The sequence below is a fragment of the Mycobacterium sp. E342 genome, assembly GCF_001667665.1.
In the GTDB taxonomy this organism is placed as follows: domain Bacteria; phylum Actinomycetota; class Actinomycetes; order Mycobacteriales; family Mycobacteriaceae; genus Mycobacterium.
This window is the reverse complement of the sequence record NZ_LZJM01000070.1, coordinates 25388-48453: the sequence shown is the minus strand read 5'-3', so window position 1 is coordinate 48453 and position 23066 is coordinate 25388. Positions and strand designations below refer to the sequence as shown.

Below are 23066 nucleotides of genomic sequence, written 5' to 3'. Positions count from 1 at the left end.
CAGCCTAGTTCAGGTTGTAGAAGCGCTGCGCGTTGAGCCCGCCGATCTTTTCGCGGGCATCCTCGCTGATGTCGGAGCGGGTGCGCAAATGCTTGGTGCTTTCCGGCCATTCGCCGTCCCAGTGTGGGTAGTCGCTGGCGAACATGATGAAGTCGGCGCCGAGAACGTCGATCACCCCGGGCAGGATCGGCTCCTCCGGCTCGCACGTCACCCAGATGTTGCCGGCGGCCAGGTACTCGTGCGGATCGCGGCGCCAGCCGTCCTCGACCCAGTCACCGCGCTTCTCGTAGTGCTCATGCAGGCGATCCATGAAGAACGGGACCCAACCCGCGCCCGCCTCGAGGAACGCAACCCGCAACCGCGGGTGGCGCTCGAAGACGCCACCGGAGACCAGCGCCGTCATCGCGGTCATCTGGTCGAACGGGAAACTGATGCAGTGCACCTGGATGTAGTTGGTGAAGCGGTCCACGCCGATCTTCGGCAGGTGGATGCCCGGGGCGCCGTGAATCCCCAGCGGCATCTCGAGGTCGACCGCGGCGGCGTAGAAGGGGTCGAGGTCGGAGTGGTCGAGGTTGCGGGTCTTGAGCGCCGGCGGAACCAAAGTCGCCACCAGCCCAAGGTCTTTCGCTTCGGTCATGACGTCGATGGCCGCTCGGCCGTGCTCGATCGGGGTCACCGCGACGCCGCGTAGCCGCCCGCCCGACGGGGCGCAGTAGTCCGCGATCCACTGGTTGTAGAGCCGGGCGAATCCCGCCGCGAACTCCGGGTCCTCGAGCGTGGGCGCGCACAGGCCGAGACTCGGATACAACACCATGGTGTCGATGTGGTCGCGATCGGCGTCGCCCAGCACGCCTTCGGTCGAGCGGCAGTTGATGTCGGGCGCCTTGCTGATGCCGTGCTGGGGCGGACAGCCCGCACCAGGGCCCCGGTCCTCCGGGTAGCTGCGCCCCTCGAACATCAACCGGCTGCCGTCGGCCGCGGGCTTGACGTATTGCGGCCACCGTTTGATCGCTTCGGTCGCCAGCGAGGGGTTCTCGGCAACATGTCCGTCGGCGTCGATGATCCGCATGTATTCGCAACTTACTCTCGCCGATTGCATGCCGAAACGGCTCGCTTTACGGTCCCCGGTACGCCACGATGCTGACGTGACCACTCAAAGCCCCCGGCAGAAGTTGACCGCCGATCAGCGGAACTCGTTCGTCGCGGCCCTATTGGGCTGGACGATGGACGCCTTCGACTACTTCATCGTGGTGCTCGTCTACGCCGACATCGCAAAGACGTTCCACCACAGCAAGGCCGAGGTCGCGTTCGTCACCACCGCCACCCTGATCATGCGTCCCGTCGGCGCGCTGCTGTTCGGGCTGTGGGCCGACCGTGTCGGCCGGCGGCTGCCGTTGATGGTGGACGTGATGTTCTACTCGGTGGTGGGCTTCCTGTGCGCGTTCGCCCCCAACTTCACCGTGCTGGTGATCCTGCGGCTGCTCTACGGCATCGGCATGGGCGGCGAGTGGGGGTTGGGCGCCGCGCTGGCCATGGAGAAGGTTCCCGTCGAGCGGCGCGGCTTTTTCTCCGGCCTGTTGCAGGAGGGGTATGCGTTCGGCTATCTGCTGGCGAGCGTCGCATCGCTGGTCGTGATGAATTGGCTCGGCCTGTCGTGGCGGTGGTTGTTCGCGCTGAGCATCATTCCGGCGCTGGTCAGCCTGATCATCCGGTACCGGGTGGAGGAATCCGAGGTCTGGGAGGCCACCCAGGACCAGATGAAGCTCACCAGCACCAGGATCCGCGACGTGCTGCGCGACGCCAAGATCATCCGCCGGTTCGTCTACCTGGTGCTGCTGATGACCGCCTTCAACTGGATGAGTCATGGCACCCAGGACGTCTACCCGACATTTTTGACGGCCACTGCCAACCACGGCCCCGGCCTGTCCAGCGCGACGGTCAAGTGGATCGTGATCGTCTACAACGTCGGCGCCATCATCGGCGGACTGTTCTTCGGCACGCTGTCGCAGCGGTTCAGCCGCCGCCACACCATCATCTTCTGCGCGCTGTTGGCGCTACCGATCGTGCCGTTGTTCGCCTACTCGCGGACCGCGGCCATGTTGTGTCTCGGCTCGTTTCTGATGCAGCTGTTCGTGCAGGGCGCGTGGGGTGTCATCCCGGCCCACCTGACCGAAATGTCGCCGGACGCCATCCGCGGGCTGTATCCCGGCGTGACCTACCAACTGGGCAACCTACTGGCGGCGTTCAATCTGCCGATTCAGGAGCGACTGGCCGAGTCGCACGGCTATCCCTTCGCGCTGGCGGCGACGATCGTTCCGGTGCTGATCGCTGTCGCATTGCTGACGCTGATCGGCAAGGACGCCACCGGGATTCGTTTCGGCACCGCGCAAACCGCCTTCCTGGCAACCGATCCGAGGTGAGTTTGCTACGCCTGCTCGGTGCTGGTGAGGGCGCGGCGCAGCAGGTGCATCGCGACCGTCGTCGAGCGCTCCCGGATGTCGGAGCGGTTCCCGGGCAGCCGCAACGTGCGCGTGTCCTTGAAGCCGTCCGCCAGCGTCACCGTGAAACACACTGTGCCGACGGGCTTTTCCGGGGTCCCTCCGCCCGGGCCGGCGATACCGGTGATCGCGACGGCGGTGTCGGCGCCGAACCGGCGTAGCGCGCCGGCCGCCATCGCCTCGGCCACCGGCTCGGACACCGCGCCATGCGCTTCGATCAGCGCCGGGTCGACGCCGAGCAGCTCGGCTTTCGCGTCGTTCGCGTAGGCCACCACCCCGCCGGCCACGTAGTCCGACGAGCCGGGCCGGTCGGTCAGCCGCGCGGCCAGCAGCCCGGCGGTGCAGGATTCGGCCGTCGCGATCCGGCGGCCGGCCAGCGCCCGGGCGACCAGATCGTCCACCGTGGAACCGTCTTCGGAGAAGAGCTGCTGTGCGTGCCGGTCGCGCAATAGCTGCATCAGCTTTGCGTAGCTTGCCGCGGCGTCCGGCTCGTAGCGCGTGACCATCTCGATTTCGCCCCGCCGGAGACAGGTCGTGATCTCGAGTGATTCGAAGCCGGGAACCGACGCCTCGGCGTCGCGCAGCGTCTCGGCCAGACCCGACTCGGGCAGCCCGAACATGCGCACGGTGTCCTGGCGGTAGGGCGTCCGGCCGGCGATCGCCTGCTGCGCCGCCGGCGTCTCGATGGCCCGGCGCCACATCGGCTGGAGCTCGCGCGGTGGCCCCGGCAACACGATGACCGTCGGGTTACCGGGGACGACGACGCCGGGCGCGGTGCCGACCGGGTCGAGCACCTGCGCTCCGGCGGGAATCATCGCCTGCTTGCGATTGGCGGCGCGCACCGCTTCGAAGTCGACGCCCTCGAAGCGCCCCATCAGCTTCCTGAGGATGTCCGCGATCTTGTTCTCGGTCTCGTCGTCCAACACCAGCTCGCGACCGCAGAACCGCGCCACCACCTCCACCGTCATGTCGTCGGCCGTGGGCCCCAGGCCGCCGCTGGTGACGATCAGGTCCATGCCCTGCTCCGCCAGGAAGCGCAGCTGAGCTTCGATGTCGGCCGGGCGGTCGCCGCAGATGGTGATGTGCGCGAGCTCGACGCCCAGCTCCAGCAGTCGGTCGGCGATCCACGGGCCGTTCGCGTCTTGGACTCGCCCGGTGAGGACTTCGGTTCCGGTGACGACGATGCCTGCGCGTGCGCTCACCGCCATGAGCCTACTGGCAGGGCGGGAAGGCGGAGCCGAGCCACGGGGACGGGCTAGCCGTCCTGCAGGTAACGCTCGACGGCGGCGACCTTCTGCGTCATCGCGTCGCTGACCCCGGCCCGCCAGTCCGCCTTGATCACCGTGCTGACCCGGGGCGCGCGGGCGGCCACCGCCTCGACCGCGCGCTGCACGACGGCCATCACTTCTTCCCAGGTTTCGCCCTCGATCACGGTGAACATCGAATCCGTCTCGTTGGGCAGGCCGGAATCACGAACGACCCGAACCGCTTCGGCCACGATCTCGCCCACCCCCTCACCGACACCCATCGGTGTGACGGAGAAGGCGACGAGTACAGACACCCGACGAGCCTACCGAACGTTTCCCGGGCCGGGCTGGCAGCATCGAGCCTCATGCGGGTCTTGGTGCAGCGGGTTACGTCGGCGACGGTGTCGGTCGAAGGCGAAGTGGTGGGCGCCATCCGGCCGGCCGGTCAGGGCCTGTTGGCCTTCGTCGGCGTGACCCACACCGACGATTCGGACAAGGCGCGGCGGCTCGCCGAAAAGGTTTGGTATTTACGGATTCTCGACCAGGAACGGTCGGCGGCGGACGTGAACGCTCCGATTCTGGTCGTCAGTCAGTTCACCCTGTACGCCGACACCGCCAAGGGTCGGCGACCGTCGTGGAACGCGGCCGCCCCGGGTGCGGTCGCCCAGCCGCTGGTCGACGCGTTCGCCGAGGCGTTGCGGCGGCTGGGCGCCGAGGTCCAGACCGGGGTGTTCGGCGCTAACATGCAGGTCGAATTGGTCAACGACGGCCCGGTCACGGTGTTTGTGGAGCTCTGACACAGGAACTGCGGGTACGTTGACGACTCCGGCTTTTGTTGGCCGGATTTTTGACGGGAGGCCCGACCATGAGCGCGACGCCCGAATTCGGCTCGCTGCGTTCCGACGACGACCACTGGGACATCGTCAGCGGCGTGGGTTACACCGCGTTGCTGGTGGCCGGCTGGCGGGCGCTGCATGCGCTGAGCCCGCAACCGCTGGTCCGCGACGACTACGCCAAAGCCTTCATCGAGGCCTCGGGCGACCCGTATCTGGCGGGCCTGATCGCCAACCCAGGAACGTCCGAAGACGAGATGGCCTTCCCCCGCCTCTACGGGGTGCAGACCCGGTTCTTCGACGACTTCTTCCTCGCGGCCGGCGCCGCGGGAATCCGCCAGGCGGTGATCGTCGCCGCCGGCCTGGACTCCCGCGCATATCGACTCGAATGGGTGCAGGGCACAAAGGTTTTCGAGATCGATCTGCCGAAGGTGCTGGAATTCAAGGCGCACGTGCTCGCCCAGCACGGCGCCAAACCCAAGGCCCCCAGGGTCGAGGTCGCCGCCGACCTGCGCACCGACTGGTCGAGGGCGCTGGAGGCCGCCGGCTTCGACGTGGAACGCCCCAGCGCCTGGTCGGTGGAGGGAGTGCTGCCCTACCTCACCGACGAGGCCCAGAACACGCTCCTCACCCGGATCAGCGGGCTCAGTGCACCCGGCAGCCGAATCGCCATCGGGGCGCTGGGGTCCCGCCTGGATCACGACCAACTCGAGGCCTTGGAGGCGGCTCATCCCGGCGTCAACCTGTCCGGCGATGTCGACTTCTCCGCCCTGACATACGAGCCGCGGACCGACCCCGCCGAACGGCTGGCCGCGCACGGATGGGCGGTTGAACCCGTCCGCAACACGCTCGATCTGCAGGCCGGTTATGGCATGACCCCGCCGGACGTCGACGTCAAGATCGACGGTTTCATGCGGTCCCAATACATCACGGCGACCCGGTAGCTAGGGCGTCAGCAGGATCTTCACATCGTCGCCCGAGCGGGATGCCGCGGTGGCGTAGCCCTTGGACGCTTCCTCCAGTGGCAGCGTGGTGGTGAAGATGCCGTCGACGTCGAGGCGCCCGGACTGCAGCAGCGGGATCAGTTCCGGCCAGGTGCGCTGCACCGGCGCCGTGGTCATCCGCAGCGTGATGCTGCGGATCAGGCACCCCAGGGCGTTCAGCGGGAACGGGTTCATGTCGTGCACGCCGACAACCGAGACGGTGCCGCCGGGCCGCACCGCGTTGAGCGCGTCGGTCAGGGACGCGTCGGTGGCGACGGCGTCGATCACCGCGTCGGCGCCGCGGCCCCCGGTGGCTTCGAGGATCGCCTCGACCGCGGGGGCCCGCAGGGGCGTCGCCCCCCACCGCGCTGCGCGGTCCAGCCGTCCCTGGACCTGATCGACGGCGAAAACCGTTGCGGCGCCCTGAAATAGGGCACTACGGAGGGAGCACAGGCCGACAGCGCCCAGGCCGATGACGGCAACGGTCCCCCCGAACGGAATGTCGGCGCGTTGGGCCGCCGCCCAGCCGGTGGCGAGATTGTCGGTGAGCAGCAACGCCTGTTCGGTGCTGATGGCTTCCGGCATTTTGAGCAGCTGAAAGTCGGCCGCCGGCACGGCCAGCAGGTCGGCCTGCGCGCCGCCCAGCACGCCCCCGCCGAAGATCTGGAAGCCGTTGTGGCACATGACCGGATCGCGGGTGGCGCATCCCGCGCAGGCGCCGCATCCGGTCACCGACGAGACCATGACGGGGTCACCCACTCTGATCGTGCGCACGTCGCGGCCGACTTCCACGACGGTGCCGATCGCTTCGTGGCCGAGCGCGATCGGGGCCGGCATCGGGAAATCCGCCTCGTAGAAGTGCAAATCGGAGCCGCAGATGCCGGCGGCGGTGACCTCGACGATCGCCCCGTCGGGGCCGGGAAGGGCGGGATCGGGCCGGGTCTCGAGCCCGACGCTGTGCCGCCCGTCGACGACTACCGTACGCATGGTGAGGCGCTCACTTCCTTTGTCGCACGACGAACTGTGACCAGTCGGGCTCGCGCACGGCGGCCCAGTACTCGTTGAGGCGCCAGGGGCTGACGGTGTGGATCTCGCCGTCGGCGTTCTTGAAGTAGGAGTGTTTGACCGCGGGGTGCGCCCACACCATCTTCTTGATCTGGGTCTGGGTGCGCTGGTGCCAATCGATGGCGGCCTCGGGCTTCGGTTCCAGCGAGTGCACGTCTGAGTCGGTCAGCCGCGCCAGGCACTGGTCGATGTAGCGCATCTGCAGTTCGGACTGGAAGATCAGGCTGCCCCCGTGCGCCAGGTGAGTCCCCGGTCCGTAGATGATGAACAGGTTGGGGAACTTCGGAACGGTGATGCCGAGGTAGGCGTACGGCCGGCTCCCCCACAACTCGTGCAGGTCGACGCCGTCGCGGCCGGTGATCTTCAGCGGCCAGAGCACGTCGGTGTGCCGGAAACCCGTGGCGTACACGATGACGTCGGCCTCGTGCGTCACACCGTCTTCGGTGACGATGCCGAGGGGGGTGATCCGCCGGATCGGTGTGCGCACCAGATCGACGTTGTCCCGTTGCAGCGTCTGCAGCCAGCTGCCGTTGTCCTGCAGGGTCCGTTTGCCACAGGCCGGATAGTCGGGCATCACCTTGCTCAGCAGTTCGCCTCCCTCGCCGATCTGGCTGGTGATCCATTGGGAGAACATCATCTGGGCGGCGGCGTTGATGTCGCTGACGGCATGCTCCTGGTCGGCATAGTCCGGGTCGCTCTCCGCGGCGTCCAGGCCCTTGTCGGAGCCGGGCCAGAGCACCAGGAAGCGGTACCACCGTCCGTAGAACGGCAGGTGGCGCATCGCCCAGCGCATGCCCTCGCCGACCTGGTCGTGGTACATCGGGTTGGGGAACATCCACTGCGCCGTCCGCTGAAACACGGTGAGGTGCTCGACTTCTGGGGCGATAGCGGGTGCGATCTGGAATCCGCTGGCGCCGGCGCCGACGAGCGCCACCCGCTTGCCGCTCAGGTCGACGGAGTGGTCCCAGGCGGCGGAATGGAACGCCGGGCCGGCGAACGTCTCAGCCCCGTCGAAGTCGGGGATGCTGGGCCGGTTGAGCTGACCGACCGCGGTGATCAGGGCCCGGGCGCGTACCGTCCTGGTCTGGCCCCCTGCGCCGCGCAGCCGAACGCTCCAGGTGCCGTCCTCGTCGATCCACTCGGCGGCCAGCACTTCGGTGTTCCACAGCACGTGCTCGGCCAGGTCGTGCTTGTGCATGACCTTCGTGAAGTAGTCCTGCAGCTCGTGCTGTTCGGCGAAGAAATGCGTCCAGTCGTTGTTGGGTTCGAAGCTGTAGCAATAGAAATGGTTTGCCACGTCGACGCGGGCGCCGGGATAGCTGTTCTCCCACCACGTTCCGCCCGGGCCGGCGTTCTTCTCCACGATGGTGAAGGCAATGTTGGCCTGCTTGAGCCGGATTCCGGCCAGGATGCCCGATTCGCCACAGCCGACGACCAGGACCGGGGTGTCGGCCGCGATTTCGGCCGCCACGGCCGGCGGGCGGCGCGGGTCGACGCCGTCGAGGTCCATCTCTTCCAGCACCAGCGGCAGGTAGTCGTCGGTCACGTGCTCACAGGCCGCCCAGTCCATCATTTCCCGAATGAGGTCAAGGCTGAGTGGCTTCGGCTCGGGACAACCGCGGTCCCGATAGTCGGCGATCACCGGTAAGGCCGCGGCGCGGGCCCGGGCCTTGTCCTCCTCGGACATGAAGCCCTGGATCTCGTTGAGGAAGACGCCCATCTGCTTGAACTCGCGGATGAACCTGGGGTCGCCGGTGATGTGCACGAGTGAAAGCAGCAGCGTCGGAATGCTGACGTCCGCGAGGGCGGCTTGGATCTCCGCCGTGGACGTGGTGAAGGGAACGCCGGCATAGGCGCTGCGCATCAAGCGGATCCTCTCGGCGGACGGGTGCTCTAATTACGCTACGTGCCGTGTCGTAATTGGCAGCACTACGCTACCCGCTGGCGAGGGAAGGGATCAATAGCCTGACCGTGCTTGCGTCGCTGCGAAACAATGGGTCCACGTCGACCTGTGCTCCCGGCGAGTCGGAGATGGAGGAGCGTCATGGCCTCGTTGCTCACGGCCTGCGGCGGATTCCTGTTCGCCGTCTTGTGGATGGATTTGATATTCGACGTTCAGGTTCTCCGGTTCCGTTCTGCCCCAACCGGTCTGCCCGATGCGGTGCTCGATTCCATCGCGGCCTACTACCATCGTGCGACGACCACGTCGCGCCCGATGAGCCGGCTGATCGCCGTTGTCATGGTGGCGTTGTTGGGGGCGTTGACCTACGAGTTCGTGCGCGGGCCGGAGCCGTGGTGGGTTCTGGTGTTCTCGGCCGTTCTCGCCGGGGTCCCGGTCATGGTGGCTTTGACGCAAACGGTTCCGGACGCGGTGCGACTTGGGCGCCGGACCGATGACCCGCCCGAGCAGACTCGTCTGGCGCGGTCGGTCTGCCGGGATCATCTGGTGTGTGCCGGTTGCATGTTGGCGTTCCTGGCGCTGTGGGTCGCCCGCAGTGTGGCGATCTGAGTGGCCTGTGCGCCCCCGTGACGGGTCGTAGTGACAAAACGCAGGTCAGGACCCGCTGGCCACGTCAATGAGGTACGTACTAAACTAGAACACGTTTCAATTTGTTGGCATCGGTCCGCGCCCCACAGGAGTAGGCATGCACACCGCCATTTGCGATGAGCTCGGCATCGAGTTTCCGATCTTCGCGTTCACCCACTGTCGTGATGTCGTGGTCGCGGTCAGCAAGGCCGGGGGGTTCGGCGTGCTCGGCGCGGTCGGCTTCACTCCCGAGCAGCTCGAAATCGAGCTCAACTGGATCGACGAGAACATCGGCGACCACCCGTACGGCGTCGACATCGTGATCCCCAACAAGTACGAGGGCATGGACTCGCACCTGTCCGCCGAGGAGCTCGCCGAGACGCTGCGCAAGATGGTGCCCCAGGAGCACCTGGACTTCGGCAAGAAGATCCTCGCCGACCACGGCGTGCCCATCGAGGACAGCGACGGCGACAGCCTGCAGCTGCTCGGCTGGACCGAGGCGACCGCCACTCCGCAGGTCGAGGTGGCGCTCAAGCACCCCAAGGTGAAGATGATCGCCAACGCACTCGGCACCCCGCCGGCCGACATGATCAAGCACATCCACGAGGCGGGACTCAAGGTGGCCGCGCTGTGCGGCTCCCCCTCGCAGGCTCGCAAGCACGCCGATGCCGGCGTCGACATCATCATCGCCCAGGGCGGGGAGGCCGGCGGCCACTGCGGCGAGGTGGGCTCCATCGTGTTGTGGCCGCAGGTGGTCAAGGAGGTCGCCCCGGTGCCGGTGCTCGCGGCGGGCGGTATCGGCAGCGGCCAGCAGATCGCGGCGGCGCTGGCGCTGGGCGCCCAAGGTGCGTGGACGGGCTCGCAGTGGCTGATGGTCGAGGAATCCTCGAACACGCCGATCCAGCAGCAGGCATACGTCAAGGCGGGGAGCCGCGACACCGTCCGCAGCCGGTCGTTCACCGGTAAGCCGGCTCGCATGCTGCGCAACGACTGGACCGAGGCGTGGGAACAGCCGGACAACCCCAAGCCGCTCGGTATGCCGCTGCAGTACATGGTGTCCGGGATGGCGGTGCGGGCGACCAATCGGTACCCGAACGAGAGCGTGGACGTCGCGTTTAACCCGGTGGGTCAGGTCGTCGGCCAGTTCACCAAGGTGGAGAAGACGGCCACCGTCATCGAGCGCTGGGTGCAGGAGTACTTGGAAGCGACCAACAGGCTCGACGAGCTCAACGAGGCCGCCTCGGTCTGACGAGCGCTAGCTAGACCTCGTCGTCGACGTCGTCGTCGCCGCGGCCGGTGAACATCTCCTTCGTCCGGTCCACCGCGTACGTGCCGATGTCGATCGAGTTCTGAACGATCCCGCTGGCACCGCCGGCGATATCGCCGCGGATGATGTCGCTGGCGTGTTCGACGATGTCGGAGGCCTTCTCGACCGCGTTGGTCGCGATGTCCCTGGCCGCGTCGACCGCATCTTTCGGATTGAAGCCCATCTCGAGTCTCCTCTTGTCGCAGGACCAGTTGCTATGACTCTAGCCCGGGCGCTGCGCCTCAGTCGTTCACCGCCTCAGTAGTTCACCAAAGTGCGCCAATAAGATTCGGGGATCTCGGCCCCCGACCGCAACACTCGGGCCAGGCCCACGGCCATCGCGATACCCAGTAGACCCAGCCACAGCCCGGCCAGCCCGATGATCGCCCAGAGCACGGCGGTGACGACGGGCCAGGGCGACAGCGCGGCCAGGACCGGCGCGAAAAAGAACCCGGTCCCGATGTACCACGCGGAGCCGGCGCGATCCGACGCGAGGACGAACCGCAGCCAGCGCGGGATCGGCGTCGCACCGGACCGGCCGTCGTTCATGGCTCAGCCGCTCATTCGGCCGGAGGGAAGAACCCCGCCCCGGTGAACCATCCCTCCTGCCAACCCCGCTCCCCCAGGCACAGCATGGGCAGCCCGCGATCCGACTGCGCGGCGGCCTGCGGCCCGGGGCACTTCGCGCCGGCCTGCTGCACCCCGTACAGCGGATACGACATGACCCAGTACCCGGTGGTGGCCGCCGGGAACTGGTTGGGCGGCGGGAAGTGGCACGCCTCGGCCTGGCCGCTGGGGCCCCGGCCGAAGATGAACCGCTCGTAGTTGTCGCACGGCGCGCCCAGCGACGCCTGGTAATTCATGCCCGGCACGTCGCCGTCGTACCCGGCGGCCGCGCACGGCGCCACGCCAATCGCGATGCCCGCTGCAGCAGCGGCGCTGAGCAGTTCCCGAATCATGTTCCACCCCGCCTGTCGTCGCCGGTGACCTGCACCAAAGCATATCCATCGGGGCCCGGGCCACAAGACCGTATCCGCCGGACCGTCGGGCAACGAGGAACACGTTCCAATTTCCATCCGGCGATCTTGTGTCAACGCTTCCCAACCGTGGTGCGGCAATGGTTTATTTGCACAAAGACGACTAGACCACTTCGTCATCGAGGAGCGGGCCATGCCAACCGTCGAGCCAACCGCCAAGCCGGTCCCTAATCTCCCGCCCGGATTCGACTTCACCGATCCGGACATCCACGCCGAGCGGCTGCCGGTGGAGGAACTGGCCGAACTGCGGCGGACGGCGCCGATCTGGTGGAACGAGCAGCCGATCGGGGCGGGCGGCTTCGACGACGGCGGCTTCTGGGTGGTCACCAAGCACAAGGACGTCAAAGAGATCTCACTGCGCAGCGACGTCTTCTCCAGCCTGAAGAACACCGCCCTGCCGCGCTACAAGGACGGCACGGTCGGCGAGCAGGTCGAACGGGGTAAGTACGTCCTGCTCAACATGGACGCGCCGCAGCACACCCGGCTGCGCAAGATCATCTCGCGCGCCTTCACCCCGCGCGCCATCGAGCGCCTTCGCGGCGACCTCGCCGAGCGGGCGCGGCACATCGTCGAGGAAGCGGCCGCCCAGGGTCGCGGTGACTTCGTCGAGCAGGTCTCGTGCGAGCTGCCGCTGCAGGCGATCGCCGGGTTGATGGGCGTGCCGCAGGAAGAACGCAAGAAGCTTTTCCACTGGTCCAACGAGATGGTCGGCGACCAGGACCCCGAGTTCGCCACCAACGACGCCATGACCGCGTCCGTCGAACTCATCATGTACGGCATGCAGATGGCCGCCGATCGGGCGAAGAATCCGGGGGAAGACCTCGTCACCAAGCTGGTCCAGGCCGACATCGACGGCCACAAGCTTTCCGACGACGAGTTCGGCTTTTTCGTCATCCTGCTTGCCGTGGCCGGCAACGAGACCACCCGCAACTCCATCACCCAGGGCATGATGGCCTTCACCGATTTTCCCGATCAGTGGGAGCTGTTCAAAAAGGAGCGCCCTGCCACCGCGGCTGACGAGATCGTCCGCTGGGCCACGCCGGTGACGTCATTCCAGCGCACCGCCCTGGAGGACTACGAACTGTCCGGCGTGCAGATCAAGAAGGGCCAGCGCGTGGTGATGGTCTACCGCTCGGCCAATTTCGACGAGGACGTGTTCGAGGACCCGTTCACCTTCAACATTCTTCGTGACCCCAACCCGCACGTGGGATTCGGTGGCACCGGCGCGCATTACTGCATCGGGGCTAACCTGGCGCGGATGACCATCGACCTGATGTTCAATGCGATCGCCGACGGCATCCCGAACCTGGAATCGATCGGGAAGCCCGAACGGCTGCGGTCGGGCTGGCTCAACGGGATCAAGCACTGGCAGGTCGACTACCACACCGACGGGGCGGCGAAAGAGCCTGTCGCGCATTAGGCTAAGCCGATGCCGACACATCAAGCCGTCCGGGTTCAATCCGTGGGCGGCCCTTTGGAGCTCGCCGACGTAGAAACGCCCCCACCCGGGCGTGACGAGGTCCGCATCGCGGTCACCGCGTGCGGGATATGCGGCACCGACCGCGCCTTCGTGCACGGCGGTTTTCCGGACATGTCCTGGCCGCTGACCCCGGGGCACGAAATCGCCGGGACCATAGCCGAACTCGGCGAGGGCGTGGACAACTTCGCCGTCGGCGACCGCGTCGCGGTCGGCTGGTTCGGCGGTTGCTGTTATCAGTGCGACCCCTGCCGCAAAGGCATTTTCATCCACTGCGTCAACGGCAAGGTTCCCAGCTGGCACTACCCCGGCGGCTACGCGGAATCGGTGACGGTGCCGGCTAGTGCGCTGGCCCGGATTCCATCGGAGCTCACGGACGCTGAAGCCGCCCCCATGGGGTGCGCCGGCGTCACGACCTACAACGCGCTGCGCCACACGAAGGCGCTGCCCGGTGACCGGGTGGCGATCCTGGGCGTCGGCGGCCTCGGCCATCTTGGCCTGCAGTTCGCCCGCGCGATGGGGTTCGAGACCATCGCGATCGCGCGCGGCGCGGGCAAAGCCGAGGACGCAAAGAAATTGGGCGCGCACCATTACATCGACTCCACCAGCGATGACGTCTCCGCCGCACTGCAGGCCCTGGGCGGCGCAACGGTCGTCCTGGGCACCGCCGGCAACTCCCAGGCCATGGCCGACACGGTCGGCGGCCTGGCGCCACAGGGCGAGTTGGTGACCATCGGCGTCACCCCGGACCCGCTGCCCATCAGTCCCGTGCAGCTGATCACGCCGGGAGTGAGCATCGTCGGCCACCCCTCCGGCACGGCCAAAGACATCGAGGACACGATGCATTTCGCGGTCCTGTCCGGTGTCCGCGCCTGGATCGAGGAGTTGCCGCTGTCGCAGGCGGCCGAAGGCTATGCGGCGCTGGAGCAGGGGCGAGCGCACTACCGCACCGTCTTGACGATGTGACTACAGTCGGTCCGTGACCGAGCTATGGACCCTCACCCCATCCGACGGTGAGTTGTTGATCCGCACCGGCGTCACCGGCAGGGCCGCACGGATGGGCCACCGGCTCACCATCGCGATGACGCGCTGGGAAGCCACGGTGGCGTGGGCCGGTGTCGACCCCGTCACCGCCGAGTTGGCCGTCGAGGTCGATTCCTTTGAGGTGCTGCGCGGCGAGGGCGGCGTGAAGGGATTGACCGGGCCGGAAAAGGGTTTGGTGCGGTCCAACGCGTTGAAGTCGTTGGACGCGGCCAGGTTTCCCGGGATCCGCTTCTCCGCACAAAACATCGAGAAGACAGGCGACGGGTACCGGCTCACCGGCCAACTCGAAATTCGGGGAAAGACACGCGATCACGTCATCGAACTGCGCACAGAGGATCTCGGGGATGCGTGGCGCATGTCCACCGAATCGACCGTCCGCCAAACCGATTACGGCGTCAAGCCGTACTCACTGCTGATGGGTTCGCTCAAGGTCGCCGACGACGTGGTGGTGTCCTTCACCGCAACCCACCCGAAAGACGTCTGAACGACGGGGCCGTCGGCGTCAGGGTTGCGGCTGGGCGGGCGCAGGCGCTGCCGAGTCGCCCGCTTGGTCGCCGGTGTCGGCCGGTATGTGCTCGAGCACCCGCGTCAAGTACGGCTGCCGGCCGCTGAGGTCCGGCTGCTGCACCTCCGGCGCGGTCGGTTCCGTGATCGGTTCGCCCGCGGGCACTTTCGCCTGGGGGGTCAAAGGCGCGACGGCCGGCGGCGGCGCCACGGCCTCGGCGACCTGTGGGGTCGGCGCATGCACCGGGTGCCGTGGGGCGGAGTTGCTCGCCGGGGCCAGCTGGAAGCCCACCGCGAGCGATATCGAGGAGACGAACGTGACCACACCGGCGGCCAGAGTGGTCACGGCGCCGGTGTACGGCAGCTTCCGGGGTGCCGCGGGCGTGGCCGCGGGTTCCCCGCCGTCCACCACCAGCTGGTCGTCGGTGAACTCGGTGCTGCGGGCGGCGGTGAGCGCCGCGCCTCTCGCGACTGTCACCTGAGCCATCGCTTGCACGAAAACCGGTACCGGCAGCGCATTTTCAAGTTGCCAGGAGAAACCGTCGATGTCGCTGTGCGCGCCGACGACCACGACCCCGCCGGGTTGCCATCCGTTGCGGTCGAACATGCCGGTCAGCCAGCGCGTCAGTCCGTCGAAGCCGCCGCGCACCTGCTTGGTAGCCGTCTGCGTCTCCCCGCCGTGGGTGTCGACCATGACGACGGTCGTCGAATCGTGTTCGAGGATGCAGACCGCGGTCTGCTCGTAGCCGATCACCGGTGCGATGGCCTGCGCCAGCGTCTCGATAGCCTCGAGTTGGCGGACCGGCACGACGTTGTCGAAGCCGGCGTCGGTCAGCGCTTCCAGCAGCAGCGCGGCCTGCGCGGCTGCCTCGTCGTTCCACGTCACCCCGATGATCCGCAGGCGATGCTCGCTGGCGGCCGCCTGGGCTTCCACCCGCGCGATCTCATCCACCACTTGTTCCGCGGTACTGGCGGCGCGCGCGCCGCGGCCGGTGTGCAGGGCCAGCTCCTGATGATCCAGGATGGTGCCGTCCGCGCCGTGTCCCTCAGCGAGGACCCAGCCGATGGCGGTCGGCGTCACTGATAGCCCAAGTACCGTGTCCAAAACTCATTGCCCCAATCGGTCCCGGGCCTCCGACACCCTCACCCGCACCGACGCGCACCAGAAATCCCTGGTGAGGTGGTTCGTGAGAGCCGGAACGGACCGAGAAAACGTGGTCTCCATCGGCTTGCTTCGTGAGAGCCTACGCGGTCGGCGCAAGTCCGGCTGCCCCGGCTGCCCGGTCGCCCGTCACCGGCCAACCGGCCGGATCACGCGCAGCGGATGCGCCGACTGGACGGGCGGGTGAGGCAACGGACGTCCGCGGGTCAAGCGGCGTCAATGTCGCCGCGCTGTTATCCCGGGGTGAAATGACGCGGGAAAAGCGATATCAAACCGAGATCACCTCGCGTCCCGATCGACATTCTGCCTATTCGCACGGTAAATTCCTGCCTGAGACGTCGATCACATACGACAAGGGGCAGGTATGACAGATCTGAGCGAGATGGTCCGGGCCTGGGGGCGCCGGCTTTTAGTCGGTGTGGCAGCGGCTGTCACCCTGCCGGGCCTGATCGGTCTTGCCGGCGGCGCGCCGACCGCGGGAGCCTTCTCCCGCCCCGGTCTGCCCGTCGAATACCTGCAGGTGCCGTCGGCGGGGATGGGCCGCAACATCAAGGTCCAATTCCAGAGCGGCGGCAACGGCTCCCCCGCGGTGTACCTGCTCGACGGGTTGCGGGCCCAGGACGACTACAACGGCTGGGACATCAACACCCCGGCGTTCGAGTGGTACTACCAGTCCGGCCTGTCGATCGTCATGCCCGTCGGCGGCCAGTCCAGCTTCTACAGCGACTGGTACAGCCCGGCCTGCGGTAAGGCCGGTTGCTCGACGTACAAGTGGGAGACCTTCCTGACCAGTGAGCTGCCGCAATACCTGGCCTCCAACAAGAGCGTCAAGTCGACGGGCAGCGCCGCGGTCGGCATCTCCATGGCCGGTTCTTCAGCGCTGATCCTGGCCGCCTACCACCCGAACCAGTTCATCTATGCGGGTTCGCTGTCGGCCCTGATGGACCCCTCGCAGGGTATGGGTCCCTCGCTGATCGGCCTCGCGATGGGCGACGCCGGCGGCTACAAGGCCAGCGACATGTGGGGCCCGTCGAGCGACCCCGCGTGGCAGCGCAACGACCCCTCACTACAGATCCCGAAGCTGGTGGGCAACAACACCCGCCTCTGGATCTACTGCGGTAACGGCACACCGTCGGAGCTGGGCGGGGCCAACATGCCCGCCGAGTTCCTGGAGAACTTCGTGCGCAGCAGCAACCTGAAGTTCCAGGACGCCTACAACGCGGCCGGCGGCCACAACGCGGTGTTCAACTTCAACGCCAACGGGACCCACAGCTGGGAATACTGGGGAGCTCAGCTGAACGCCATGAAGCCGGACCTGCAGGGCACCCTGGGTGCCACGCCCGGCGGCGGCGGATAACCACCACCTGACCCGAGGTCGCTACTGCGCCTGACGACGACGCCGTCGGGCGCAGTAGCACGTCGTGGTCCCTTGGTCTGAGCCCTTCACCTCGGCCGGGGGAATTGGTCGGTGACATCGGTCCACGTCGTGGCGTCGCGGCGATGGTCGTTCATGTTCCGGCATTCGCCGTAGACCCGTAGGACGCCCAGCCCCGGTTCGTCGTCGTGGCGGTAGATGATCACGGTGACGCTGTCCTTGGTGAGCGTCCTGGCCCACGCATGATTGTTGGGCGGCAGGCCCTCGGCCCAGCCGTGCCCGGCCAGCGTCGCGGCGATTCGGGCGAAGTAGGCGTCGGCCGGTGCCTCCGCGGGCACCGCGAACGTCAGGTAGACCGAGCCTTGATACGGCGGGTTGTCGCGGTCTTTGCAGGACATCAGCGCGTAGCCGGCCGACGACGTCTGCAGGCCCGTCACGGCCACGACGCTCTGGGCCGCCTGAACGGCCTGAGCCCTCGACTGGCCGTCGCTGACCGGGCTGACGGGATGCTCGAGGGCCTCGGCCGGCGTCGAATGGAGGCGATCGACCAGCAGGAACAGTGCGCCCAGCAGCAGCGGGATCGCCAGCGCAACAGCGATCAGCGCGCGAATCTGCTTCGAGCGCAACGTCTTCCCACGCATTCCGCCAACGCGGCGTGGGCCGCGGCTGTCCATGGTCGACGACATCAGCAATTCAGGCTAACGCCGAAAGGCCCGGATGCCCGGGGCTGCCGCAGAATCATGGCTATGAACAGCCGCCGCATCACCCGGATCGCCCGCTGCTGCGGCGGCGTGATCGGCGGGATGGCGATCCTGGTCGCAGCGCCGGTGCGGGCGGACGAGACCAGTCCACTGCACGATTTGGTCGACGCCGCGGCGCAGCGGTTACAGATCGCCGAGCCGGTGGCCGCCTTCAAGTGGACCACCCACGGGGCCATCGAAGACCAGGTCCGCGTCCGGCAAGAACTCGCGAACATGGCCGCCCAGGCCGCCGCCCGGCAGATCGATCCCGATTACGTCACCCGGATCTTCGGCGACCAGATCAGCGCTACCGAGGGCATCGAATACGCCCGGTTCGCGGATTGGAAGCTCGACCCCGCGGCGGCCCCCACCGGGGCGGAGGATCTGTCGGCGTCCCGATCGTCGATCGACACCCTCAATCAGACGATGCTGTCCCAGGTGGTGACCGGGTGGGACCTGCTGCACTCGCCGGCATGCCCCGGGCAGCTCGACCTCGCCAGCCGCGAGGTCACCGGCGCGCGCCGGCTCGACGGTCTCTATCAACGGGCGCTGGCGTTAGCGACTCGGTCATATTGCCAGCAATAATTTAGTTTTTCCTCATCGCTTTCTAACACTTTCTTTCGCCTTCGCAATAAGCGCATATCCGCAGATAGAAGGCCAATCTCGTGGCATTTTCGAATAGGTAACGCTTTGGCCACGGCGGCCGAAATCCAGGACATGAAAATTCTCTGCAAGCCTCTCGTCAAGTCCCTGGCGGTCGGCGGGTTCGTTGCAGCGTCGATAGCTTCGTCCACCGGTGTGGCCACCTCGGCCCCCACCCCCAACTGGGACGCGATCGCCCAGTGCGAATCCGGTGGCAACTGGCACGCCAACACCGGAAACGGCGAATACGGTGGGCTCCAATTCAAACCGGGCACCTGGGAACGCTACGGCGGTGTCGGCAACCCGGCGGCCGCGTCCAGGGAGCAGCAAATCGCCGTAGCCAACCGGGTTTTCGCCGACCAGGGTGTGGAGGCTTGGCCCAAGTGTGGCGCCGCCTCGGGCCTGCCGATCGGCTGGTACTCGCACCCGGCGCAGGGCATCAAGGAGATCATCAACGGGCTGATCCAGGCGGCGGTCCCGCGCTGACGATCAACCACCGTCGCGGTCTATGACCGGACAGCAAGCTGTGTTTGGATCAGGCCATGGAAGGTTCGGCGACTGTTCACATGGCGGCGCCCGCGGACAAGATCTGGGATCTGATCGCAAACGTCGGCAATATCGGACGGTTCTCCCCCGAAGTGTTCGAGGCCGAGTGGCTGGGCGACGCGAATGGTCCCGCTCTCGGCGCCAAATTCCGCGGTCACGTGCGGCGTAACGAGATCGGGCCGGTGTATTGGACGACGTGCGAGATCACCGCGTGTGAGCCCGGCCGCGAATTCGGCTTCGCGGTGCTGCTCGGCGATCGGGCGGTCAACAACTGGCACTACCGATTGGCGCCAAGCGGCGGCGGCACGGACGTCACGGAATCGTTCCGGCTCAACCCGGCGCCATGGCTGGGCATCTACTGGTTGCTCGGTGGTTTTCTGCGCAAGCGGCGCAACGTTCGGGACATGACGAAAACGCTGAACCGCATCAAAGACGTGGTCGAAGCGGACTGACGCGCCGTGAAATCGATCTTCATCACCGGCGCGGGCAGCGGCATGGGCCGGGAGGGCGCAAAGCTGTTCCACGCCAAGGGCTGGCGAGTCGGCGCCGTGGACCGCAACGACGACGGCCTCACGACGCTGCGAGAAGAACTGGGCGACCGGCTGTGGACCCGCCGGGTTGACGTGACGGACAAGGCGGCGCTCGAGGGCGCCCTGGCCGACTTCTGCGCCGGCAACAGCGGCGGCGGGCTCGACATGATGTGGAACAACGCCGGCATCGGTGAATCCGGGTGGTTCGAGGACGTGCCGTACGAGGCCGCGATGCGCCTCGTCGACATCAATTACAAGGCCGTGCTCACCGGCGCCTACGCATCGTTGCCGTATCTGAAGAAGACGCCGGGCAGCCTGATGTTCTCGACGTCGTCTTCGTCGGCGACCTACGGCATGCCGCGCCTGGCCGTGTATTCGTCGACCAAGCACGCGGTCAAAGGGCTGACCGAGGCGCTGAGCGTCGAATGGGGCCGGCACGGCGTCCGCGTCGCGGACGTTCTCCCGGGCCTGATCGACACCGCGATCCTGACCACGACGACCAACCACTCCGACGACCGCGCGGCGCCGATGACGGCGGAGGAACTGCAGGCCGTCGCGCCGAAGAAGGGCATGCTGCGGTTGATGCCGGCAAGCAGTGTGGCGGAAGCGGCGTGGCAGGCTTACCACCACCCGAAGCGGTTGCACTGGTACGTGCCCAAGAGCATTCGCCTGATCGACTTGTTCAAGGGTCTGAGCCCGGAGTTCGTCCGACGCAGCATCGTCAAATCCCTACCCGCGCTGATGCCCAAGCGGCAGTGAAGGAGGTGAACCGGTGCGACACCGGTTACACGCGGTTGTTCTCGTTCTCATCGCCGGTGTCGGCGTCGCGGGTTGCGGCGCGGCGCCGACGGTACCCCGGAAGGCGGCCCGTCTGACCATCGACGGCGCCACCCACACGACACGCCCGCCGGCATGCAGCCAGAACCAGCAGTACCGCACGATCGACATCAAGGACCGTGACGGCGGCGTCGAGGCGGTGGTGCTGACCAGCGGCTACCGAGCGATGCCCCAGTGGGTGAAGATCCGCAACGTCGACGGGTTCACCGGCAGCTTCTGGGAAGGCGGGGTGGGCGACGCGCACGCCGACATCACCAACGACGCGTACACGATCACCGGCAGCGCGTACGGCATCAACAGCAGCAACCCCGACAAAGTGGTGACGACAGAGTTCAAGATCATCGCCGAGTGCTGACCCGGCGGGGCGTCCGGGCCTAGGCTCGGTGACATCGACCGAGGGAGGCGCCGGTGAAGGAGCGATTGCACTGGTTTGCGATGCACGGTTTCATCCGGGGCGTCGCGACGCTCGGGGTCCGGCGGGGTGACCTGCACGCCAGGCTGATCGCCGACCCGCGGGTCGCCGCCGATCCGGTTCCGTTCTACGACCAACTGCGGGCAGCGGGGCCGTTGGTCAAGGGCCGCGTCAGTTACCTGACCGTCGACCACGCCCTCGCCCACGAGCTGTTGCGGTCCGACGACTTCCGCGTGCTGGTGTTCGGAGCGAACCTGCCACGGCCGCTGCGGTGGCTGGAGGGCCGCACCCGCGACGATCTGCTGCATCCGCTGCGCGCCCCGTCACTGCTCGCCGTCGAGCCGCCGGACCACACCCGCTACCGCAAGACGGTGTCGGCGGTATTCACTCCCCGGGCGGTCGCCGCGCTACGAGATCGCGTCGAGCAGACCGCCGCCGGCCTGCTCGATCAGCTGGCCGCCGAGTCCGGCGCCTCCGACGTCGTTGACATCGTGGGGCGATATTGCTCGCAACTTCCGGTCGCGATCATCAGCGACATCCTCGGCGTCCCCGAACGAGAACGGCCGCGCGTCTTGGAATTCGGTGAGCTCGCGGCACCGAGCCTGGACATCGGCCTGACGTGGCGGCAGTACCGCAGCGTGCAGCGCGGGCTCGCCGGCTTCAGCTCCTGGCTCGCCGAGCATTTGAGCGAGTTGCGGCGCACCCCGAGCGACAACTTGATGAGCCAGCTGATCCAGATAGCCGAAAGCGGTTCGGCCGAAACATATTTGGATCAGAACGAGCTGCAAGCGATCGCCGGACTGGTGTTGGCGGCCGGGTTCGAGACCACGGTCAATCTGCTGGGCAACGGGATCCGCATGCTGCTGGACGCGCCGGGCCGCCTTGACGCCTTGCGCCAACGGCCCGAGCTGTGGCCCAACGCCGTCGAGGAGATATTGCGGCTGGAGTCGCCGGTGCAGCTGACCGGGAGGGTGGCGCTGAACGACGTCGAGTTGGCCGGCGAACAGCTGCGCCCGGGCGACTTGGTGATCGTCTATCTCGCCGCCGCCAACCGCGACCCGTCGGTCTTCGACGACCCGCACCGCTTCGACATCGAACGGCCCAACGCGGGAAGGCATCTCGCGTTTTCCGGCGGCCGGCACTTCTGCCTGGGCGCGGCGCTGGCGCGCACCGAGGGCGAAGTCGGGCTCCGAACCTTCTTCGACCGTTTTCCCGAGGTGCGCGCGGCGGGTGCGGGAAGCAGGCGCGACACGCGTGTACTGCGGGGCTGGTCGTCTCTACCGGTGGCGCTGGGGCCGGCGCGGTCGATGGCTCGCGTGGACGGCTAGGGCTTCCCGCCGAGGGAATCGCCGCGCCATCGAAAAGCGAAGAGCGCGAGAATGATCGCCGTCGGCAGGGCGCCCGCCGCGAAGATCGCCACCTGCCAGACCCACCCGACCGCCTTACGGGCCAAGCCTTCGCTGTGGATCACCTCGTCACCGGCCGGTGTCCTGGCCGCGCAGCCGCGTGTCTTCGCCCACCAGTCGTCGCGTGTCAGCCGGTAGCCGTTGGCGGCCACCCAGTCGCGACAATCCTGGCTGGTGCCCCAGTATCCGTAAGCGATGGCCCCGCATATCCCGGCCAGCATCGCGGCCACGGCGATCGCGATCAGGATCTTTGCCCGTCCGCTCATGGATCTCATCCTTCAGGGTCCGGTGGGTGTTGACACCTGTGCGGTTACCGAGTTTATTTGCGCTATGACAGAAACCTCTATGATCTCGGTCGAGGACGCCGTACTCGGGTTGTGGCGGGCGCTTTCGCGGCGGGATTGGGACGCGGTCAAGACGTTCCTGTCCGATGACTGCCTGTACGTCGACATGCCGGTGCCCGCGCTGTCGGCGCGCGGACCGGAAGACATCGTCAAGCGGCTCAAGATGGGTCTCGAGCCCCTGGCGGGCTACGAGAATCACGACGGAGTGCTGGTGTCCAACGGTTCCGACGTGATGTATGAGCATTCCGAGACATGGACGTTCGCGTCGGGCGAGCAAGGCGTGCTGCGGTTCGTGACGGTCCACAAGGTCTTAGACGGCAAGATCACCGTCTGGAAAGACTATTGGGACATGAACTCGTTGGTGGCCTTCGCTCCCCCGAACCACTTCGAGAACCTCGCAAACGCGGACACCAGCTGGGTATTCGACGCTTCGGGGCTGGTCTGACGAGTCGTGTCGCCAACGACGGCCGGCCATTCCTCGATCATCAGGGGGTCGGTGTCGCGCTCAAGCGTTCGGTCGTTCCGGGAATGCCGTTGGTGATTCGACGTGA

The 23066-nt window shown here is 67.1% G+C and carries 27 protein-coding genes; 16 read left to right on the top strand and 11 right to left on the bottom strand.

Annotation, left to right across the window (positions count from 1 at the left end; genetic code table 11):
- Nucleotides 1–4: 4 nt before the first annotated feature.
- A complete protein-coding gene (locus tag A5692_RS03560) occupies nt 5–1069 on the bottom strand; it encodes an amidohydrolase family protein (RefSeq protein ID WP_068052154.1) in 1065 nt (354 codons plus the stop codon).
- Between A5692_RS03560 and A5692_RS03555 the strand changes: the two genes are divergently transcribed.
- The gene (locus A5692_RS03555; protein ID WP_369830255.1) at nt 1068–2420 is read left to right on the top strand and encodes a sialate:H+ symport family MFS transporter; all 1353 of its coding nucleotides are present in this window, start codon (nt 1068–1070) and stop codon (nt 2418–2420) included. The two genes, A5692_RS03560 and A5692_RS03555, sit on opposite strands and share 2 nt — an antisense overlap.
- A gap of 5 nt (nt 2421–2425) precedes the next feature.
- Here the strand turns inward: A5692_RS03555 and A5692_RS03550 are convergent, their stop codons facing one another.
- Together A5692_RS03550 and A5692_RS03545 are read right to left on the bottom strand one after the other, a co-directional pair.
- Entirely contained in the window at nt 2426–3706 is a 1281-nt protein-coding gene (locus A5692_RS03550) for a competence/damage-inducible protein A (RefSeq protein ID WP_068052140.1), read from the bottom strand.
- A 47-nt stretch (nt 3707–3753) separates the two neighbouring features.
- Nucleotides 3754–4059: an MTH1187 family thiamine-binding protein gene (locus A5692_RS03545; protein WP_068052137.1), complete on the bottom strand. Its 306-nt coding sequence runs from the start codon at nt 4057–4059 to the stop codon at nt 3754–3756.
- 51 nt (nt 4060–4110) lie between these two features.
- On the opposite strand from A5692_RS03545, the gene dtd reads away from it, so the two are divergent.
- Complete coding sequence (dtd, locus tag A5692_RS03540) at nt 4111–4542, top strand: D-aminoacyl-tRNA deacylase (protein WP_068052134.1); 432 nt, start codon at nt 4111–4113, stop codon at nt 4540–4542.
- Between the two features lie 68 nt (nt 4543–4610).
- Nucleotides 4611–5522, top strand: coding sequence for a class I SAM-dependent methyltransferase (locus A5692_RS03535; RefSeq protein WP_068052131.1), 912 nt, complete (start codon nt 4611–4613; stop codon nt 5520–5522).
- On the opposite strand, the gene A5692_RS03530 is transcribed toward A5692_RS03535, so the two are convergent.
- Together A5692_RS03530 and A5692_RS03525 are read right to left on the bottom strand one after the other, a co-directional pair.
- On the bottom strand, nt 5523–6548 hold the full coding sequence (locus A5692_RS03530; protein WP_068052128.1) for an alcohol dehydrogenase catalytic domain-containing protein: 1026 nt from the start codon (nt 6546–6548) through the stop codon (nt 5523–5525).
- A gap of 10 nt (nt 6549–6558) precedes the next feature.
- The gene (locus A5692_RS03525; RefSeq protein ID WP_068052125.1) at nt 6559–8490 is read right to left on the bottom strand and encodes an NAD(P)/FAD-dependent oxidoreductase; all 1932 of its coding nucleotides are present in this window, start codon (nt 8488–8490) and stop codon (nt 6559–6561) included.
- A 180-nt stretch (nt 8491–8670) separates the two neighbouring features.
- Between A5692_RS03525 and A5692_RS03520 the strand changes: the two genes are divergently transcribed.
- Both A5692_RS03520 and A5692_RS03515 read left to right on the top strand, forming a co-directional pair.
- Nucleotides 8671–9135, top strand: coding sequence for a hypothetical protein (locus tag A5692_RS03520; RefSeq protein ID WP_068052122.1), 465 nt, complete (start codon nt 8671–8673; stop codon nt 9133–9135).
- A 136-nt stretch (nt 9136–9271) separates the two neighbouring features.
- Nucleotides 9272–10402 carry a nitronate monooxygenase gene (locus A5692_RS03515; protein WP_068052119.1) on the top strand — a complete coding sequence of 377 codons (1131 nt, stop codon included), beginning with the start codon at nt 9272–9274 and terminating at the stop codon, nt 10400–10402.
- A gap of 10 nt (nt 10403–10412) precedes the next feature.
- On the opposite strand, the gene A5692_RS03510 is transcribed toward A5692_RS03515, so the two are convergent.
- The 3 genes from A5692_RS03510 to A5692_RS03500 all read right to left on the bottom strand — a co-directional run bounded on the left by A5692_RS03510 (nt 10413) and on the right by A5692_RS03500 (nt 11418).
- The gene (locus A5692_RS03510; RefSeq protein WP_068052106.1) at nt 10413–10643 is read right to left on the bottom strand and encodes a hypothetical protein; all 231 of its coding nucleotides are present in this window, start codon (nt 10641–10643) and stop codon (nt 10413–10415) included.
- Between the two features lie 74 nt (nt 10644–10717).
- Nucleotides 10718–11008, bottom strand: a complete 291-nt coding sequence (locus tag A5692_RS03505; protein WP_068052103.1) for a hypothetical protein — start codon at nt 11006–11008, stop codon at nt 10718–10720.
- Between the two features lie 11 nt (nt 11009–11019).
- Nucleotides 11020–11418 carry a hypothetical protein gene (locus A5692_RS03500; protein WP_068052100.1) on the bottom strand — a complete coding sequence of 133 codons (399 nt, stop codon included), beginning with the start codon at nt 11416–11418 and terminating at the stop codon, nt 11020–11022.
- Between the two features lie 211 nt (nt 11419–11629).
- On the opposite strand from A5692_RS03500, the gene A5692_RS03495 reads away from it, so the two are divergent.
- Genes A5692_RS03495 through A5692_RS03485 form a run of 3 tightly spaced genes read left to right on the top strand, consistent with a single transcriptional unit; the run spans nt 11630 to nt 14501 of the window.
- The gene (locus tag A5692_RS03495) at nt 11630–12916 is read left to right on the top strand and encodes a cytochrome P450 (RefSeq protein ID WP_068052097.1); all 1287 of its coding nucleotides are present in this window, start codon (nt 11630–11632) and stop codon (nt 12914–12916) included.
- 9 nt (nt 12917–12925) lie between these two features.
- Entirely contained in the window at nt 12926–13939 is a 1014-nt protein-coding gene (locus A5692_RS03490; protein WP_068052094.1) for an alcohol dehydrogenase catalytic domain-containing protein, read from the top strand.
- A gap of 13 nt (nt 13940–13952) precedes the next feature.
- Nucleotides 13953–14501, top strand: a complete 549-nt coding sequence (locus A5692_RS03485; RefSeq protein WP_068052091.1) for a YceI family protein — start codon at nt 13953–13955, stop codon at nt 14499–14501.
- Between the two features lie 18 nt (nt 14502–14519).
- Here the strand turns inward: A5692_RS03485 and A5692_RS03480 are convergent, their stop codons facing one another.
- Complete coding sequence (locus tag A5692_RS03480; protein ID WP_068052088.1) at nt 14520–15626, bottom strand: hypothetical protein; 1107 nt, start codon at nt 15624–15626, stop codon at nt 14520–14522.
- 421 nt (nt 15627–16047) lie between these two features.
- Here A5692_RS03480 and ag85B point away from each other — a divergent pair, with 421 nt between their 5' ends.
- Complete coding sequence (ag85B, locus tag A5692_RS03475) at nt 16048–17040, top strand: diacylglycerol acyltransferase/mycolyltransferase Ag85B (RefSeq protein WP_068052084.1); 993 nt, start codon at nt 16048–16050, stop codon at nt 17038–17040.
- A gap of 86 nt (nt 17041–17126) precedes the next feature.
- On the opposite strand, the gene A5692_RS03470 is transcribed toward ag85B, so the two are convergent.
- Nucleotides 17127–17744, bottom strand: coding sequence for a hypothetical protein (locus A5692_RS03470; RefSeq protein WP_197514340.1), 618 nt, complete (start codon nt 17742–17744; stop codon nt 17127–17129).
- Nucleotides 17745–17798: 54 nt separating this feature from the next.
- Here A5692_RS03470 and A5692_RS03465 point away from each other — a divergent pair, with 54 nt between their 5' ends.
- The 6 genes from A5692_RS03465 (at nt 17799) to A5692_RS03440 (ending at nt 22093) form a co-directional block, all read left to right on the top strand.
- Nucleotides 17799–18383 carry a chorismate mutase gene (locus A5692_RS03465; RefSeq protein ID WP_068052082.1) on the top strand — a complete coding sequence of 195 codons (585 nt, stop codon included), beginning with the start codon at nt 17799–17801 and terminating at the stop codon, nt 18381–18383.
- Nucleotides 18384–18488: 105 nt separating this feature from the next.
- A complete protein-coding gene (rpfC, locus tag A5692_RS03460) occupies nt 18489–18926 on the top strand; it encodes a resuscitation-promoting factor RpfC (RefSeq protein WP_068052080.1) in 438 nt (145 codons plus the stop codon).
- A 38-nt stretch (nt 18927–18964) separates the two neighbouring features.
- A complete protein-coding gene (locus tag A5692_RS03455; RefSeq protein ID WP_197514342.1) occupies nt 18965–19438 on the top strand; it encodes an SRPBCC family protein in 474 nt (157 codons plus the stop codon).
- Nucleotides 19439–19444: 6 nt separating this feature from the next.
- Complete coding sequence (locus A5692_RS03450; RefSeq protein WP_068052076.1) at nt 19445–20275, top strand: SDR family oxidoreductase; 831 nt, start codon at nt 19445–19447, stop codon at nt 20273–20275.
- 13 nt (nt 20276–20288) lie between these two features.
- Nucleotides 20289–20708: a lipoprotein LpqH gene (locus A5692_RS03445; RefSeq protein ID WP_068052074.1), complete on the top strand. Its 420-nt coding sequence runs from the start codon at nt 20289–20291 to the stop codon at nt 20706–20708.
- 53 nt (nt 20709–20761) lie between these two features.
- A complete protein-coding gene (locus tag A5692_RS03440; RefSeq protein ID WP_068052071.1) occupies nt 20762–22093 on the top strand; it encodes a cytochrome P450 in 1332 nt (443 codons plus the stop codon).
- Here the strand turns inward: A5692_RS03440 and A5692_RS03435 are convergent.
- Nucleotides 22090–22437, bottom strand: a complete 348-nt coding sequence (locus A5692_RS03435; protein WP_068052068.1) for a hypothetical protein — start codon at nt 22435–22437, stop codon at nt 22090–22092. The two genes, A5692_RS03440 and A5692_RS03435, sit on opposite strands and share 4 nt — an antisense overlap.
- Nucleotides 22438–22516: 79 nt before the next feature.
- Between A5692_RS03435 and A5692_RS03430 the strand changes: the two genes are divergently transcribed.
- Nucleotides 22517–22960, top strand: coding sequence for a limonene-1,2-epoxide hydrolase family protein (locus tag A5692_RS03430; protein ID WP_068052066.1), 444 nt, complete (start codon nt 22517–22519; stop codon nt 22958–22960).
- Nucleotides 22961–23066: the final 106 nt, after the last annotated feature.